The organism is Mycobacterium sp. BMJ-28, assembly GCF_054404835.1.
Map to the genome: position 1 here is coordinate 5,235,998 of NZ_CM136783.1, position 13,326 is coordinate 5,249,323.

The 13,326-nt window shown below is 68.0% G+C and carries 20 protein-coding genes; 13 read left to right on the forward strand and 7 right to left on the reverse strand.

What is annotated here, in order from left to right:
* Positions 1 to 4 precede the first annotated feature (4 nt).
* Together ACXPWS_RS25970 and ACXPWS_RS25975 are read left to right on the forward strand one after the other, a co-directional pair.
* Positions 5 to 697: an HAD family hydrolase gene (locus tag ACXPWS_RS25970; protein ID WP_458709402.1), complete on the forward strand. Its 693-nt coding sequence runs from the start codon at positions 5 to 7 to the stop codon at positions 695 to 697.
* Between the two features lie 9 nt (positions 698 to 706).
* On the forward strand, positions 707 to 1,156 hold the full coding sequence (locus ACXPWS_RS25975; RefSeq protein WP_458709403.1) for a nitroreductase family deazaflavin-dependent oxidoreductase: 450 nt from the start codon (positions 707 to 709) through the stop codon (positions 1,154 to 1,156).
* Positions 1,157 to 1,159: 3 nt separating this feature from the next.
* On the opposite strand, the gene ACXPWS_RS25980 is transcribed toward ACXPWS_RS25975, so the two are convergent.
* Positions 1,160 to 1,435, reverse strand: coding sequence for a hypothetical protein (locus ACXPWS_RS25980; RefSeq protein ID WP_458709404.1), 276 nt, complete (start codon positions 1,433 to 1,435; stop codon positions 1,160 to 1,162).
* 106 nt (positions 1,436 to 1,541) lie between these two features.
* Between ACXPWS_RS25980 and ACXPWS_RS25985 the strand changes: the two genes are divergently transcribed.
* Genes ACXPWS_RS25985 through ACXPWS_RS26015 form a run of 7 tightly spaced genes read left to right on the forward strand, consistent with a single transcriptional unit; the run spans position 1,542 to position 6,535 of the window.
* Positions 1,542 to 2,453, forward strand: a complete 912-nt coding sequence (locus ACXPWS_RS25985; RefSeq protein WP_458709405.1) for a 1,4-dihydroxy-2-naphthoyl-CoA synthase — start codon at positions 1,542 to 1,544, stop codon at positions 2,451 to 2,453.
* Positions 2,454 to 2,462: 9 nt separating this feature from the next.
* The gene (locus ACXPWS_RS25990) at positions 2,463 to 3,332 is read left to right on the forward strand and encodes an SDR family oxidoreductase (RefSeq protein ID WP_458709406.1); all 870 of its coding nucleotides are present in this window, start codon (positions 2,463 to 2,465) and stop codon (positions 3,330 to 3,332) included.
* Positions 3,333 to 3,362: 30 nt separating this feature from the next.
* Positions 3,363 to 4,298: an ATP-binding cassette domain-containing protein gene (locus tag ACXPWS_RS25995; protein WP_458709407.1), complete on the forward strand. Its 936-nt coding sequence runs from the start codon at positions 3,363 to 3,365 to the stop codon at positions 4,296 to 4,298.
* Positions 4,295 to 5,032, forward strand: a complete 738-nt coding sequence (locus ACXPWS_RS26000) for an ABC transporter permease (protein ID WP_458709408.1) — start codon at positions 4,295 to 4,297, stop codon at positions 5,030 to 5,032. Before ACXPWS_RS25995 ends, ACXPWS_RS26000 begins: the two co-directional genes overlap by 4 nt.
* Complete coding sequence (locus tag ACXPWS_RS26005) at positions 5,029 to 5,820, forward strand: ABC transporter permease (protein WP_458709409.1); 792 nt, start codon at positions 5,029 to 5,031, stop codon at positions 5,818 to 5,820. The genes ACXPWS_RS26000 and ACXPWS_RS26005 overlap by 4 nt, the downstream gene beginning before the upstream one ends.
* Positions 5,821 to 5,832: 12 nt before the next feature.
* Complete coding sequence (locus ACXPWS_RS26010; protein ID WP_458709410.1) at positions 5,833 to 6,204, forward strand: VOC family protein; 372 nt, start codon at positions 5,833 to 5,835, stop codon at positions 6,202 to 6,204.
* A gap of 10 nt (positions 6,205 to 6,214) precedes the next feature.
* Entirely contained in the window at positions 6,215 to 6,535 is a 321-nt protein-coding gene (locus tag ACXPWS_RS26015) for an EthD family reductase (RefSeq protein ID WP_458709411.1), read from the forward strand.
* A gap of 54 nt (positions 6,536 to 6,589) precedes the next feature.
* On the opposite strand, the gene ACXPWS_RS26020 is transcribed toward ACXPWS_RS26015, so the two are convergent.
* Genes ACXPWS_RS26020 through ACXPWS_RS26030 form a run of 3 tightly spaced genes read right to left on the reverse strand, consistent with a single transcriptional unit; the run spans position 6,590 to position 8,480 of the window.
* Positions 6,590 to 6,898, reverse strand: coding sequence for a DUF3349 domain-containing protein (locus ACXPWS_RS26020; RefSeq protein ID WP_458709412.1), 309 nt, complete (start codon positions 6,896 to 6,898; stop codon positions 6,590 to 6,592).
* Positions 6,899 to 6,907: 9 nt separating this feature from the next.
* Positions 6,908 to 7,192, reverse strand: coding sequence for a hypothetical protein (locus ACXPWS_RS26025; RefSeq protein WP_458709413.1), 285 nt, complete (start codon positions 7,190 to 7,192; stop codon positions 6,908 to 6,910).
* 37 nt (positions 7,193 to 7,229) lie between these two features.
* Positions 7,230 to 8,480 carry an inorganic phosphate transporter gene (locus ACXPWS_RS26030; RefSeq protein WP_458709414.1) on the reverse strand — a complete coding sequence of 417 codons (1,251 nt, stop codon included), beginning with the start codon at positions 8,478 to 8,480 and terminating at the stop codon, positions 7,230 to 7,232.
* Positions 8,481 to 8,714: 234 nt separating this feature from the next.
* Between ACXPWS_RS26030 and ACXPWS_RS26035 the strand changes: the two genes are divergently transcribed.
* Genes ACXPWS_RS26035 through ACXPWS_RS26045 form a run of 3 tightly spaced genes read left to right on the forward strand, consistent with a single transcriptional unit; the run spans position 8,715 to position 10,805 of the window.
* Positions 8,715 to 9,035, forward strand: a complete 321-nt coding sequence (locus tag ACXPWS_RS26035) for a DUF3349 domain-containing protein (RefSeq protein WP_458709415.1) — start codon at positions 8,715 to 8,717, stop codon at positions 9,033 to 9,035.
* Complete coding sequence (gene menE / locus ACXPWS_RS26040) at positions 9,032 to 10,183, forward strand: o-succinylbenzoate--CoA ligase (protein WP_458713696.1); 1,152 nt, start codon at positions 9,032 to 9,034, stop codon at positions 10,181 to 10,183. The genes ACXPWS_RS26035 and menE overlap by 4 nt, the downstream gene beginning before the upstream one ends.
* A gap of 7 nt (positions 10,184 to 10,190) precedes the next feature.
* Complete coding sequence (locus tag ACXPWS_RS26045) at positions 10,191 to 10,805, forward strand: pyridoxamine 5'-phosphate oxidase family protein (protein WP_458709416.1); 615 nt, start codon at positions 10,191 to 10,193, stop codon at positions 10,803 to 10,805.
* Positions 10,806 to 10,828: 23 nt separating this feature from the next.
* On the opposite strand, the gene ACXPWS_RS26050 is transcribed toward ACXPWS_RS26045, so the two are convergent.
* From ACXPWS_RS26050 to ACXPWS_RS26060, 3 genes are read right to left on the reverse strand one after another with little or no spacing between them, the layout of a single operon-like run.
* Complete coding sequence (locus tag ACXPWS_RS26050) at positions 10,829 to 11,152, reverse strand: branched-chain amino acid transporter permease (RefSeq protein ID WP_458709417.1); 324 nt, start codon at positions 11,150 to 11,152, stop codon at positions 10,829 to 10,831.
* A complete protein-coding gene (locus tag ACXPWS_RS26055; protein ID WP_458709418.1) occupies positions 11,145 to 11,837 on the reverse strand; it encodes an AzlC family ABC transporter permease in 693 nt (230 codons plus the stop codon). The genes ACXPWS_RS26050 and ACXPWS_RS26055 overlap by 8 nt, the downstream gene beginning before the upstream one ends.
* Before the next feature lie 45 nt (positions 11,838 to 11,882).
* Positions 11,883 to 12,422, reverse strand: coding sequence for a Dps family protein (locus ACXPWS_RS26060; RefSeq protein WP_458709419.1), 540 nt, complete (start codon positions 12,420 to 12,422; stop codon positions 11,883 to 11,885).
* A gap of 135 nt (positions 12,423 to 12,557) precedes the next feature.
* Here ACXPWS_RS26060 and ACXPWS_RS26065 point away from each other — a divergent pair, with 135 nt between their 5' ends.
* Positions 12,558 to 13,238 (forward strand): phosphate signaling complex PhoU family protein, encoded by a 681-nt coding sequence (locus ACXPWS_RS26065; RefSeq protein WP_458709420.1) that lies wholly within the window; start codon positions 12,558 to 12,560, stop codon positions 13,236 to 13,238.
* Positions 13,239 to 13,326: the final 88 nt, after the last annotated feature.

A 13,326-nucleotide genomic window follows, 5' to 3' on the forward strand; every position in this document is an offset into this window, starting at 1 on the left:
AACCGTGACTCATCTACGCGCGGTTCTCTTCGACTTCTCCGGCACGCTGTTCCGTCTCGAGGAGGACGACAGCTGGTTCACCGGCATCACGGTGGACGAGCAGGCGGTCGAAGGCCATGTGCAGGCGGAGTTGATGCGCCGGGTGACCGCACCCACCGGAAGTGCGGTGCCGATGTCGGAAGTGCAGCACCACAACTGGACCCACCGGGATCTGGAACCACATCTGCACCGGGAGGCCTACCTGCACGTGCTGCGCGAATCCGGTCTCACCGATCAGCATGCCAAGGACCTGTACCCCAAGCTGGTCGACCCCGAGTCCTGGACGCCCTACCCGGACACCGTCGCGGCGCTCAACGGCCTGCGCGCCGCCGGGATCAAGACGGCGGTGGTGTCCAATATCGCGTTCGACCTGCGGCCGGCCTTCGCGTCCGCGGGCACCGCCGCCGATGAATACGTGCTGAGCTTCGAGGTCGGCGCGATCAAGCCGGACCCCGCGATCTTTCGAACCGCATTGACCCGCCTGGGTGTCTACGCCGCGGACGCGCTGATGATCGGCGACAGCGAAGAGGCCGACGGCGGTGCGCGCGCACTCGGATGTGCCTTCGCGCTGGTCGACCCGCTGCCCACCGCGCAGCGCCCGGACGGATTGCTGCGCGCGGTCCGCGAGCACGGCATCGATGTCCGGGGTGACCTCTAGGCTGAAATCATGGCGCAGGAACGGGTTCGGCCACCCTGGTGGCTCAAGTACGTCAACAAGGTGATGATCGGGCTGAACAAGCTGGGCGTCGGCGGCGACAAGGGGCCGCTGGTGCTGACGGTCCCCGGCCGCAAATCCGGCAAGCCGCGCTCCACACCGGTCACCCCGATGACGGTGGACGGCCACCGCTATGTCGTCGGCGGACTGCCCGGCGCGGACTGGGTCGCCAATGTGCGCGCCGCCGGCGAGGCCACCCTGCACCAAAGCCGCACCGCAACTCGGGTGCGCATGGTGGAGATGCCCGTCGAAGACGCCCGGCCGCTGCTGCGGCAGTTTCCCGTCCTGGTGCCCACCGGGGTGAGTTTCATCCGCAACGCGGGATTGGTCACCGGGCCGAATCCGGACGAGTTCGAGGCATTGGCCGGCCGGATACCGGTGTTCCGGTTCGACCCGATCTGATGCTTACAGGTGCGGCGCCTCTTTGATCTTGCTGTCCTGCTTGCCGGCCGTCTGGCAGAAGGTCTGCACCGAGAGCCGGGTGCCGGTGATCTCCAGTTGCGCGGCGTCCGCGCCCTTCTCGTCCTTGAGCATCTTGGCGACGGCGTCGGTCTGCGTCTTGTCGTCGGCGTTGAGGAAGTCCTTGCACGACGTATCGCCACCCGTGATGGACGGCGCCGAGCACCCCACCAGCAGTCCCGCCGCAGCGACCACCGTGAACAGACCCGCAGACAGCTTCATCGTCACCCTCCTGTGTAAGGCGCAATAGCTGCACCCTGGCGGCTGGTTCATACCCGACCGGTACCTGGGCCAAACCTGGGAGCGGGCCCGCCCTACAGTCGAGCCCATGAGCGAGAACCCGTTCGACGCGTCCCTCTGGCAGCCAGTGCCCGGTTTCGAGCTGACCGATATCACCTATCACCGGCATGTACTCGACGGTGCCGCGCAGCCGACGGTCCGGATCGCCTTCGACCGGCCCGAGGTGCGCAACGCGTTCCGGCCGCATACCGTCGACGAGCTGTACCGGGTGCTCGACCATGCCCGGATGTCCCCCGATGTCGGGGTGATCCTGCTGACCGGCAACGGCCCGTCGGAAAAGGACGGCGGCTGGGCGTTCTGCTCCGGCGGTGATCAGCGCATCCGCGGCCGCAGCGGCTACCAGTACGCCGACGGGGAGACCGCCGAGACGGTCGATCCGGCGCGCGCCGGCCGGTTGCACATCCTGGAGGTGCAGCGGCTCATCCGGTTCATGCCCAAAGTGGTGATCTGCCTGGTCAACGGGTGGGCCGCCGGGGGCGGGCACAGCCTGCACGTGACCTGCGACCTGACCTTGGCCAGCCGCGAGCACGCCCGGTTCAAGCAGACCGATGCCGATGTCGGCAGCTTCGACGGCGGGTTCGGCAGCGCGTACCTGGCCCGCCAGACCGGCCAGAAGTTCGCCCGCGAGATCTTCTTCCTGGGCCGCGCCTACGACGCGCAGACGATGTACCAGATGGGCGCGGTGAACGACGTCGTCGACCACGCCGAGCTGGAGAACACCGGTCTGCAGTGGGCCGCCGAGATCAACGGCAAGTCCCCGCAAGCGATCCGGATGCTCAAGTTCGGTTTCAACCTGATCGACGACGGGTTGGTCGGTCAGCAGGTATTCGCCGGTGAGGCAACGCGTTTGGCGTACATGACCGATGAGGCCGTCGAGGGTCGAGACGCTTTCCTGGAGAAACGCGACCCGGACTGGAGCGGGTTCCCGCGCTACTTCTAGGTTGAGACGGTGAGCAGGAACCCGATTCGTCGACTGTCCGAGGCCGTGCTGTTGACCGGCATGCGCCCGCCCTTGACCGAATACCTCAGCCGCGGACCGGAGGTCGAGCTGCGGGGCAAGCGCATTCTGATCACCGGCGCCTCCTCCGGGATCGGTGAGGCATCGGCGCGCAAACTCGCCGGCTACGGCGCCAGTGTCATCGTCGTGGCGCGGCGCGCCGATCTGCTCACCGGCCTGGCCGACAGCATCCGGGCCGGCGGCGGTATCGCCGAGGCGATCCCGGCGGACCTGTCGGACCTGGACGCCGTGGACGCCGTCACCGCGCGCGTGCTGGAAAGCCACGGCGGGGTCGACATCCTGATCAACAACGCGGGCCGGTCCATTCGGCGTCCGCTGGTCGAATCGCTGGAGCGCTGGCACGACCTGGAGCGCACCATGGCGTTGAACTACTACTCGCCGCTGCGGCTGATGCGGGCGCTGGTGCCGGGGATGATGGAACGCGGCGACGGGCACGTGATCAACGTCTCGACGTGGGGCGTGATGAACGAGTCCTCGCCGCTGTTCGGGGCGTACCAGGCGTCCAAGGCCGCGCTGACGGCCGTCAGCCGGGTGGCCGAGACCGAATGGTCGGGCAAGGGCGTGCATTCGACGACGCTGTTCTATCCGCTGGTGAAGACGCCGATGATCGAGCCGACCAAGGCCTTCGTCGGGATGCCGGGGCTGACCGCCGAGGAAGCCGCGGAATGGATGGTGACCGCCGCGCGCACCCGTCCGGTGCGGATCGCGCCCCGGATGGCGGTCACCGCCAAGGCGCTGGACAGCGTGGCGCCCAGGCTACTGGGCGCGATCATGAAGCGCGGGGCGCCCGCACAGGATTGAGCTTAGGTTAGCCATGCCATACTCGACCGCGTGTCCGAGTATGCGATCCAGCTGGAAGATGTCACCAAACGATTCGGGGACAAACAGGCCCTGCGCGGTGTGACGTTCGCGATGCCGGCGGGCACCGTGCTGGGCGTGCTCGGCCCCAACGGCGCCGGCAAGACCACCACGATCAACGTGCTGTCCACGTTGATCCGGCCCACCTCGGGCCGGGCCAGGGTGGCCGGTTTCGACGTGCTGACCCACGCCGCCGAGGTCCGCAAGCACATCGGGCTGACCGGTCAGTACGCCGCCATCGACGAAATGCTGACCGGCCGCGAAAACCTCATCCTGTTCGGTGAACTGAACGGACTCCCCCGCGCCAAGGCACACGCGCGGGCCGACGAACTGCTGTCCGCGTTCAGCCTCACCGAGGCCGCAGGCCGGCGGGTGTCCACCTACTCCGGTGGGATGCGCCGGCGCGCCGACATCGCCTGTGGACTGGTCGCCGCCCCCGCGGTGGTGTTCCTCGACGAACCCACCACCGGCCTGGACCCGCGCAGCCGGCGCGAGGTCTGGGATCTGGTCGGCTCGCTGACCGGCCAGGGCACCAGCGTGCTGCTGACCACCCAGTACCTGGAAGAGGCCGACGCGTTGTCGGATTCGATCGTCGTGATCGACCATGGCCGGGTGATCGCCGAGGGCACCGCCGACGAACTCAAACACCGCGTCGGTGGCAGCGTCTGCCAGGTCACCCCGGTGCACCCGGGCGACGGTCCGCGGATCGCCGCGGCGCTGGCCGATATCGCCCACACCGAAGCCGATCCCGACACCGGGACGCTGTCGATTCCCGCCCCGGACGGCTTGGCCACCTTGAGCGACGTGTTCCGACGGGTGGAGACCCTCGAGATCGAGATCGCCGACATCGCTTTGCGCAAGCCGTCATTGGACGAGGTGTTCTTCGAACTGACCGGGGCGCCGACGTGAGCGCATTGCGCACCCTGACCCGGCGGTCGGTGATGGCCACCGTGCGTGACGGCGATCTGCTGTTCGCGATCGGCGGCCCCGTCGCCTTCTTCGTGTGCTTCAACATCACCCTGCGCAATGTGATCGACACCGGCGACATGACCTATCCGCAATACATCCTGGCGGTCATCGTCGTGCAGGCGATGATCTTCACCGCGATGACGACGGCCGACCGCGCTGCCCGGGATCACTTGAGCGGCATGGGAATCCGGATGCGGTCGCTTCCGATCACGGCGCTGGCACCGGTCACGGCGCGGATGCTGTCGGCGCTGGTGCGGGCCGTGGCCGCACTGGCCGCGGCCATCGCGGTGGGCTACGGATTCGGCTTCCGGTTCCACGGCGCACCGCTCGACCTACTCGCCTTCGCGGGGATCGCGCTGCTGCTGTCGCTGGGGTTGTCGCTGGGCGCCGATGCCATGGGCTCGGTCGCAGGCAGCACCGAGGCGGCCGGCCAGACCCTGCTCATCCCGCAGCTGCTGCTGGTCATGCTGTCCACCGGAATCGCTCCGGCCCAATCGTTTCCGTCCTGGCTCGGTCCCTTCGTGCGCAATCAGCCGGTATCGGTGATCGCCGAGACCCTGCGCGGACTGGCCGTGGGTGAACACATCCGGCTCGGCGTCAGCCTCGGCTGGTGCGCGGGACTGCTGCTGGTGTTCGGAGTGATCGCCGTCCGGATGCAGAGCAGAGCGCAATGAGCGCCCCCGCGAAGAGCAAAGGGCACAGCATGATCCGCCAATCCCGACTACATGCCCGCCGGCTGCTGCTGGGCTGGCAGCGCGCCCCGGTCGTGCTGATCCAGTCACTGGTCTTCCCGACGTTCCTGCTGATCGTGTACTCGCTGGTGGTCGGCAGATCGGTGCTGCACCTGACCGGTTCCAGCAGCCTGTACGGCCTGGTGCCGATGTGTGCGGTGGCAGGCGCGCTGTTCGGCGCGATGGGCACCGGGGCGGCGATACCCGATGAGCGCGAAGCGGGTCTGCTCAGCCGCCTGTGGGCCCTGCCGGTGCACCGAGCCAGCGCACTGACCGGCCGGCTGCTCGCCGAGAGTGCCCGCGCCCTGATCGGTGCCATCGTGATCACCGCCGTCGGTGTGGCGATGGGGCTGCGCTTCACCCAGGGCTGGCCGGCGACGACGGCGTTTGTTCTGGTCCCGGTGCTGATGGTGATCGGGTTCTCGACGGTGATCGTCGCGGTGGCGGTGCAGTCCGGCGGCAAGAACATCATCACCGGGCTGTCGACGGTGTGCTTCCTGCTGTTGTTCTTCAACTCCGGCATGGTCCCCGTCGATGTGTTCCCGGGCTGGGTGCAACCGATCGTGCGCGCACAGCCGATGTCACCGGCCATCGAGGCGATGCGCGGGCTGGCCGGCGGCGGGCCGATCCTGTGGCCGGTACTGCAGGCGTTGGCCTGGGTCGCCGGATTGGTGGCGGTGTTCGGCCCGATCGCGGTGCGCGGCTACCGGATAGCCGCCGAAAATCCGTGATAGACACGGAGTATGGAAATCCTGGCCAGTCGGATGCTCATCAGACCGGTCGACTATGCGAAATCCGTGGCGTTCTACCGCGACCGGATCGGGTTGGCCATCGCCCGCGAATACGGCGCGGGCACGGTGTTCTACGCCGGCCAGTCGCTCATCGAACTGGCCGGCCACGGTGAACCCTCGGCGGGCGGCACGCTCTGGCTGCAGGTTCGCGACGTGTATGCCGCCGAGTCCGAACTGGCCGGGCGTGGGGTGGCCATCTCCCGTGCCGCCCAAGAGGAACCTTGGGGCCTGCACGAAATGCACGTCACCGATCCCGACGGCATACTGCTGATCTTCGTCGAGGTGCCTGCCACGCACCCACTGCGCCGCGACGTCCGCAACTGAGAGGAACCCCATGCCCGAAACCAAGATCACCGTGATCTACGACAACCCCACCGACCCAACGGCATTCGAGGACGCCTACCCCGCCGAACAGTTGGCGGCCGCCCGGCGCATTCCGGGATATGTGCGGTTCGAGGCCTCGAAGGTGTGGCCGAAAGAGGACGGCAGTCCGACACCGGCCTACCGATCGATCGATCTGTACTACCCGGACTACGACGCCGCCAGCGCCGCCGTCACCACCCCGGAGGCCGGCGAGTTCTTCGCCGCGATGGCACGGCTGTCCACCGGCGGCGTCCGGGTGTTGTTCTCCGACATCGAAATACCACAGCACTAGAACGCGAACACCCCCGGTCCGCGGACCGGGGGTGTTGGCTGTGAGCGGGAGTGTCTAGCGGGCCGGTGCAGCGAGCGGCCAGCCGACCGAGGCCAGCCGCGCGGCGACCTGATGGATCTCCTCGGGGTTGGGTTCCTTCTCGATGACCTGCTGGACCGCGGCGTGGATTGCGTCATCCGTGACCGGGGATTCACCGTCGCTGGTGCGCAGGATGGACTGCGCGGCCCGGACGACCTCGTCCTCGGTGAGCGAACGCTTCAGCAGGGCCAGCAGCGCGAAGTAATCCTTGGGTGGGACGCCCTCGGGGTAGCCCTCGTGCAGCCAGCCGAGCACGTTGTCGATCACGCTTTTGCTCTCGGTCATGTCGTCAGCTCACTTACCCGGGAGGAACGGGACGGGGTTGAAACCGAAGTGGTGGATGATCGTGGCCTTGGTGATCCACAGGATCGCGATCAGGACCACCGCGCTCACGAGTGTGAACAGCAGCAGCCCGAACGCCTTGAGCGCGGGGTTCGGCGCTTGCACCGAACCGTCGTTGTTCGTCCCGCCCGATCCGCCGGAGAAGGCCACCAGTCCGGCCGCGAACACTGCCGGCAGACCGGCGCCGAGGATGAGCCCCACGACGAGCACCTTGAAAATGGCTTCCAGATATGTCATTTCGTCACATTCCCTATCGTTGCAGTCTCAGGGCCGGTCAGACGGTCGCTTTGTCGGAGCTGCCCGCGTCGGCGATATCGCGAGCATCGGCCGGCACCACCGAGTTGGTCGAGTCATCCCAATCGGCGTTCACGTTGCTGCTGTCGACCTTCTGCTGCTGGGCCCGCCAGTACATGTAGCCCGACAGCGCGACCAGGATGACGAAGATGACACCGTCGCCGACCAGCTGCGAGCCGGTGGCGGACTTCAGCCCGTAGGACAGCCAGTAGGACAGCGCGCCCACCAGAGCGGCGGCAGGCAGCGTGATCAGCCAGGCCGCAGCCATCCGGCCCGCGACGGCCCAGCGCACCTCGGCGCCCGGCTTTCCGACACCGCTACCGAGGATGGAACCGGTGGCGACGTGGGTGGTCGACAGCGCCATACCGGCGGCGCTGGAGCTCAGGATGATCGCAGCCGACGACGCTTCGGCGGCCAGGCCCTGCGGCGACTCGATCTCGACCAGGCCCTTGCCCAGGGTGCGGATGACGCGCCAGCCACCGATGTAGGTACCCAGGCCGATGGCCAGGGCGCAGGAGGCGATGATCCAGAACGGCAGGCCGTCCTTCTTCACGTCGCCGGTCAGGTGGCCGGTGGTGATGAGCGCCAGCGCGATGACACCCATGGTCTTCTGCGCGTCATTGGTGCCGTGCGACAGCGCCACCAGCGAGGCGGTCGCGATCTGGCCCCAGCGGAAGCCGTCCTCGCGGCGCTTCTTCTGCACGTTGCGGGTGATCCGGTAGACCAGCCAGGTGCCGCACGCGGCGACCAGGCCCGCGATGAACGGGGCGGCCAGCGCGGGAAGGATCACCTTCGCGAAGACGCCCGACCAGTTCACACCCGCCATACCGAGCGCGGCCAGGCCGGCACCGATCAGCCCGCCGAAGAGCGCGTGCGACGAGCTGGACGGGATACCGAACAGCCAGGTGAGCAGATTCCACAGGATGCCGCCGATGAGCCCGGCGAAGATGATGGTCAGACCCATCGACGCGTCGATACCGGAGAGCAGGTGGCCGGTCTTGCCGTCCTGCACCTTGAGCACCGACGTGGTGACCGTGACCGCGACCTCCACCGAGAGGAACGCCCCGACCAGGTTCAGCACGCCGGCCAGGATCACGGCCGTCTTGGGCTTCAGCGCACCCGTGGCGATCGACGTCGCCATCGCATTTCCGGTGTCGTGAAATCCGTTGGTGAAGTCGAATGCCAGTGCTGTGCCTATCAGCAGCACCAGGATGATCATCTCTGCGCTCATGGCGCTAATTCTGGGGTAACGCCATCGCGTTTGACCAGCGGGTAGGGCGCCTATCAATATGGTCTGACCAGGCAATTCCCAACTGCCCGACAGGAGTTCACGCAGTGTTCATCTTCGCGCCCCGGCGCGTTCGCCTGGGGACGAACATGGCCGCGCGTTTGTCCTGCCCTCGTCCGGGGCAGCCGGTGGCCGCGGGCACTACGATCGAGGCGATTCGAGGGAGGAGGACGAGCGGTGAACGCATTTCTCGCAAAGATTGTGGCGTGGCTGAACGCCGGATATCCCGACGGTGTCCCCGGACCGGACCGTGTCCCGTTGATGGCGTTGCTCACCCGGCGCCTCACCAATGACGAGGTGACGGCCGTTTCTCAGGACCTGATCGACCGCGGCGAATTCGACCACATCGACATCGGCGTGCTGATCACCCAGATCACCGACGAGTTGCCCCGCGAAGAAGACGTGGAGCGGGTCCGGTCCCGGCTGTCGGCCACGGGCTGGCCGCTCGACGATCCGCGCGACGGTACCGATTCCGGCGGCGGCGAGGTCACCCCATAGCCGTCCTGACCCCGCTTCCCATCGGGCCGGGCCCATCGGCCCTGGCGGCGCTGCCCGTGATCGAGGGCGTCCTGGACGGCAGCGGCCCGGCGGTGCTGCCGGTGCCGAGCGACGATCCCAGGCAGACCGATCTGCTGCTCGTCGCACTGCGCGCGGGCCAGCCCGTGGACGACCGCATCGCCGTGGTGGTGCCCACCTCGGGCACCACCGGAACGCCCAAGGGCGCCATGCTCTCGGCGGCCGCACTGACCGCCAGCGCGCACGCCACCCACGATCGCCTCGGCGGGCGGGGCCGCTGGCTGCTGGCGCTGCCCGCCCACCACATCGCCGGACTGCAGGTACTGGTGCGCAGCGCCCTCGCCGGTATCGCGCCGCTGGCGATCCCGCCGAGTTTCACCGTCGCCGACCTCGTCGCGGCGGTCCCGGCGATGGGATCCGGCCGGCGGTACGCCTCGCTGGTGGCGGCCCAATTGAGCAAGGCACTGGACCACCCGGCCGGCGCGGCCGCACTCGCCGAACTGGACGCGGTGCTGATCGGCGGCGGTCCGATGCCCGCGGGTCTCGGGGACCGAGCGGCGAGCGCAGGGGTTGCGGTGGTGCGCACCTACGGGATGAGCGAGACCGCCGGCGGCTGCGTGTACGACGGCCGGCCGCTGGACGGCGTCGCGGTGCGCATCGACGAGGGCCGGGTGGTGCTCGGCGGGGCGATGGTCGCCGACGGCTACCGCAATCCGGCCACCCCCGACCCGTTCGCCGAACCCGGTTGGTTCCGCACCGACGACCTTGGTGTGCAAGATGATTCGGGAGTGTTGTCAATCCTCGGCCGGGCCGACGACGCGATCAGCACCGGCGGCCTGACGGTGCTGCCGCAGCTGGTGGAGAACGCCATCGCCGACCATCCCGGCGTGGCCGAGTGCGCGGTGTTCGCGGTGCCCGACGAACGGCTGGGGCAGCGGGTCGTTGCCGCCGTCGTGGTGACTCCCGGCGCTGCGCCACCGGGCTTGCCCGAGTTGCGGGCCCACGTTGCCCGGACCCTCGATGTCACCGCGGCCCCACGCGAGATCCACCTGGTGGACGCGCTGCCCCGCCGCGGTATCGGCAAGCTGGACCGTAAAGCGCTTTCGCGCCGGTTCGGTGCTGACGGATGATGGACCGATGCGAACCGAAGTCACGACCGCCGAAGAACTCCGGGCCATCGTCGGGCAGCCCTCCGCCGCCGTCGCCAACAAGGTGACCGACCGGCTGTCCGACATCCATCAGGACTGGATCTCACATTCGCCGTTGTGCTTCGTCGCCACCACCGACGCCGACGGCCGGGTGGACGTGTCCCCCAAGGGCGATCCACCCGGATTCGTGCGCGTGCTCGACGAGCACACCATCGCCATCCCGGAACGGCCCGGCAACAAGCGCGTCGACGGCTACCTCAACGTGCTGCAGCGGCCCCGGGTCGGCACGCTGTTCGTCATTCCCGGCCGCGGGGACACCGTCCGGGTCAACGGCCACGCCCAGATCCTGGCCGACGCTCCCTATTTCGACGCGATGGCGATCGGCGGGAAGCGGCCGATCCTGGCCATGGAGATCGCCGTCGAGGAGGTCTTCTTCCACTGCGCCAAGGCGTTTCTGCGCTCGGACACCTGGAAGCCGGAGACCTGGGATCCCGAGGCGATGCCGAGCACGGCCCAGCTGGCCAGGTCGTTCAAACCGGATCAGAGCCTGCAGGAATTGCAGAAGTACTACAGCGAGGAGCACCTGCGCACCCTGCTCTATTGAGGTGGCGCGGCACGCTCCAGGCGTCACCCGGCCGTCATGAGCACGACGTACACCACGGTACCTGCCAGGATGGACAGCAGCGCCTGGCGGCGCCACAGGTGCAGGCCGACCGTCACGGCCACCGCGATGCCCATCCAGACCTGCTGGGGCACAGTCGCTTCGGTGACACCGCGGATGGTGTAGAGGGCAAGCATCACCATCACGCCGAGCGGCATGTGCAGGCTCAGGTATTTGACGATCACGCTGTGCCGCATGGGCGCCAGCACCGCGAACGGCAGCGCCCGCAGCGCCCACGTCACCGCCGCGCTGACCGCCACCAGCGCGGCGATGTGGCCGGGTTCAGCCATCGGCTCGGGAGCCGGTCATCGCGAACCGCACCAGCAGGGCTCCGGTGAACGCGGCGAAGGCGCACACCAGCAGCTGATCGGGCACCACCAGCCAAGCGGCCACCGCACACCCCGCCGCCACCGCCGCCGTGATCCGGTCCGGCCGCTGCCGGTAGGCGTCGAGGCCCAGCACGATGAACAAGGCGGTCAGCGCGAAATCCAGGCCCTGCAGCCGCTGCACCGGTAGGGCACTCCCCAGTAGCCCACCCAGGCCCGCCGAACCCGCCCAGGTGAGGTGGAAACCGCACTGCATCAACAGGATCTGCCGGCTGGTCCAGCCTGCGGCCGCTGGGCTGACACCCACTGCGTACGCCTCGTCGGAGAGCACGTAGGTGCTGTACAGCTTGGCCCAGCGACCGCGGATCCGGTGCAGCGGGAACGACAGCGCGTAGAACAGGTGCCGGGAATTCACCACCAGACTGGTCAACGCCACGGTGGCGATCGGTGCGCCCGCGGCGGCCAGCCCGACCATCAGGAATTCCAGTGACCCCGCGTAGATCACCGCGGCGAAGACGGGAGCCCACCACCACGCCAGCCCTGCATGCACCACCAAAAAGCCCAGCGCCATCCCCAACGGGATGAACGCCAGGCCTATCGGCGCCGACAGGCGCAGTACCGCGCGGGCGGGATGCTCACGCTCGGCCATCGAGACATTCTGGCCGTGCCGGCGGATCGGTCCGTCAGAGGCCCGTCATCGAGCCGCTTTGGCCGCGCTCTTTTCGGTGCGCTTGCCCTTGTTCGCCAGTTCCCCGCCCGCGCTCTCCAGGTGGGCCCGGACAAACCACTGGAACTTCTCCAACTGTCCGGCCTGCCCGATGAGCAGATCCTGCGATACCAGATCCAGGTCGTCCAGGGTGGCGATCGCCTTCCGGATATCGGCCACCACGCCGTCGTACACCAGGTCCAGCGCGGCCAGGTGCGCCTGGACCGTGTCGCGGCCCACCGAATAGTCGTCCCACACCCGGTCCTTGAGGATCGCGCCCGGTGTGCCCTGCGGCGATGCCCCGAGTGCGGCGATCCGCTCGGCGACGTCATCGGCGAATCCACGCACCAGTTCCACCTGGGGATCGATCATCTCGTGCACGCCGATGAAATTGGGCCCCACCACGTTCCAGTGCACGTGCTTGAGAGTCAGATGCAGATCGTTGTAGGTGCTGAGCTGTTTCTGCAGCATATCGGCGATCTTTCGGCCGTCCTTTTCGGAGAGACCGGGAATGGTGAAGTCAGACATCAATTCGCTCCTTACGCATGGGGTTACCGGCTGCGGGTACCCCGGCGCGGCCCGGGCCAACCAATTCGGTTGAACGGCTCCAGCGCGGGTAATCCGATGGCACGCCGGCGGCGAATAACGAGTTTGAACTCTCACGTGCGCCGGGTACCCCGCACCATGCGCACGGAGTTCCACGCGGAAATCGACCGCTTGACCGCCGAACTGGGTGAGATGTGCGCACTTGCCGCGGCCAGCATGGAGTGCGCCACGGATGCGCTGCTGCGGTCGGACCGCGAGGCGGCCCGTCATTGCGATGTCGAGGTGGCCCGGTTGACTCGGCTGTACCACTGCGTCGATGAGCGTGCCTTCTCGATCCTGGCCCTGCAGGCGCCGGTGGCACACGATCTGCGGGTGGTGATGTCGGCGTTTCCCATCGCGGCCGACGCAAACCGGATGGGCGGGCTGGCCGCGAACATCGCCAAGGAGCAGCGCCGGCGCCACGTCGCCGCCGTCCCTGCCGATGCGCGGCCGGTGTTCGCGCAGATGGGACGCCAAGCCCTGCTTCTGGCCGAGCACGCGCGCTGCGCCGTGGTCAACGGTGATGTCGCTGTGGCACAGCACATCCCCGACGGCGACGAGGTGATGAACGACCTGCACCGCAGGTTGTTCATCATGGTGCTCGACGACAGCTGGGAGCACGGCCCGATGGCGGCGGCCAGTGTCATGGTGCTCGGCCGGTTCTACGAACGATTTGCCGATCACGCTGTCGGCATCGCCCGACGGGTCGTTTTCCAGACGTCCGGACGGCTCCCCCACATCAGCATGTCCCCCAACTAGGAGGCGAGTTTCGTCATGCCAGATCTCCGGTACGCGACCGCGGTAGCCGGCGAGCCGTCCTGACCTCGCCGCCACGATCAGGAGTTGC

Excerpts from the sequence above, each read along its gene's own strand:
- ACXPWS_RS25975 (WP_458709403.1), top strand. The coding sequence starts at position 707 with ATGGCGCAGGAACGGGTTCGGCCACCCTGGTGGCTCAAGTACGTCAAC.
- ACXPWS_RS25980 (WP_458709404.1), bottom strand. The coding sequence starts at position 1,435 with ATGAAGCTGTCTGCGGGTCTGTTCACGGTGGTCGCTGCGGCGGGACTG.
- ACXPWS_RS25985 (WP_458709405.1), top strand. The coding sequence starts at position 1,542 with ATGAGCGAGAACCCGTTCGACGCGTCCCTCTGGCAGCCAGTGCCCGGT.
- ACXPWS_RS26005 (WP_458709409.1), top strand. The coding sequence starts at position 5,029 with ATGAGCGCCCCCGCGAAGAGCAAAGGGCACAGCATGATCCGCCAATCC.
- ACXPWS_RS26010 (WP_458709410.1), top strand. The coding sequence starts at position 5,833 with ATGGAAATCCTGGCCAGTCGGATGCTCATCAGACCGGTCGACTATGCG.
- ACXPWS_RS26015 (WP_458709411.1), top strand. The coding sequence starts at position 6,215 with ATGCCCGAAACCAAGATCACCGTGATCTACGACAACCCCACCGACCCA.
- ACXPWS_RS26020 (WP_458709412.1), bottom strand. The coding sequence starts at position 6,898 with ATGACCGAGAGCAAAAGCGTGATCGACAACGTGCTCGGCTGGCTGCAC.
- ACXPWS_RS26025 (WP_458709413.1), bottom strand. The coding sequence starts at position 7,192 with ATGACATATCTGGAAGCCATTTTCAAGGTGCTCGTCGTGGGGCTCATC.
- ACXPWS_RS26030 (WP_458709414.1), bottom strand. The coding sequence starts at position 8,480 with ATGAGCGCAGAGATGATCATCCTGGTGCTGCTGATAGGCACAGCACTG.
- ACXPWS_RS26045 (WP_458709416.1), top strand. The coding sequence starts at position 10,191 with ATGCGAACCGAAGTCACGACCGCCGAAGAACTCCGGGCCATCGTCGGG.
- ACXPWS_RS26050 (WP_458709417.1), bottom strand. The coding sequence starts at position 11,152 with ATGGCTGAACCCGGCCACATCGCCGCGCTGGTGGCGGTCAGCGCGGCG.
- ACXPWS_RS26055 (WP_458709418.1), bottom strand. The coding sequence starts at position 11,837 with ATGGCCGAGCGTGAGCATCCCGCCCGCGCGGTACTGCGCCTGTCGGCG.
- ACXPWS_RS26060 (WP_458709419.1), bottom strand. The coding sequence starts at position 12,422 with ATGTCTGACTTCACCATTCCCGGTCTCTCCGAAAAGGACGGCCGAAAG.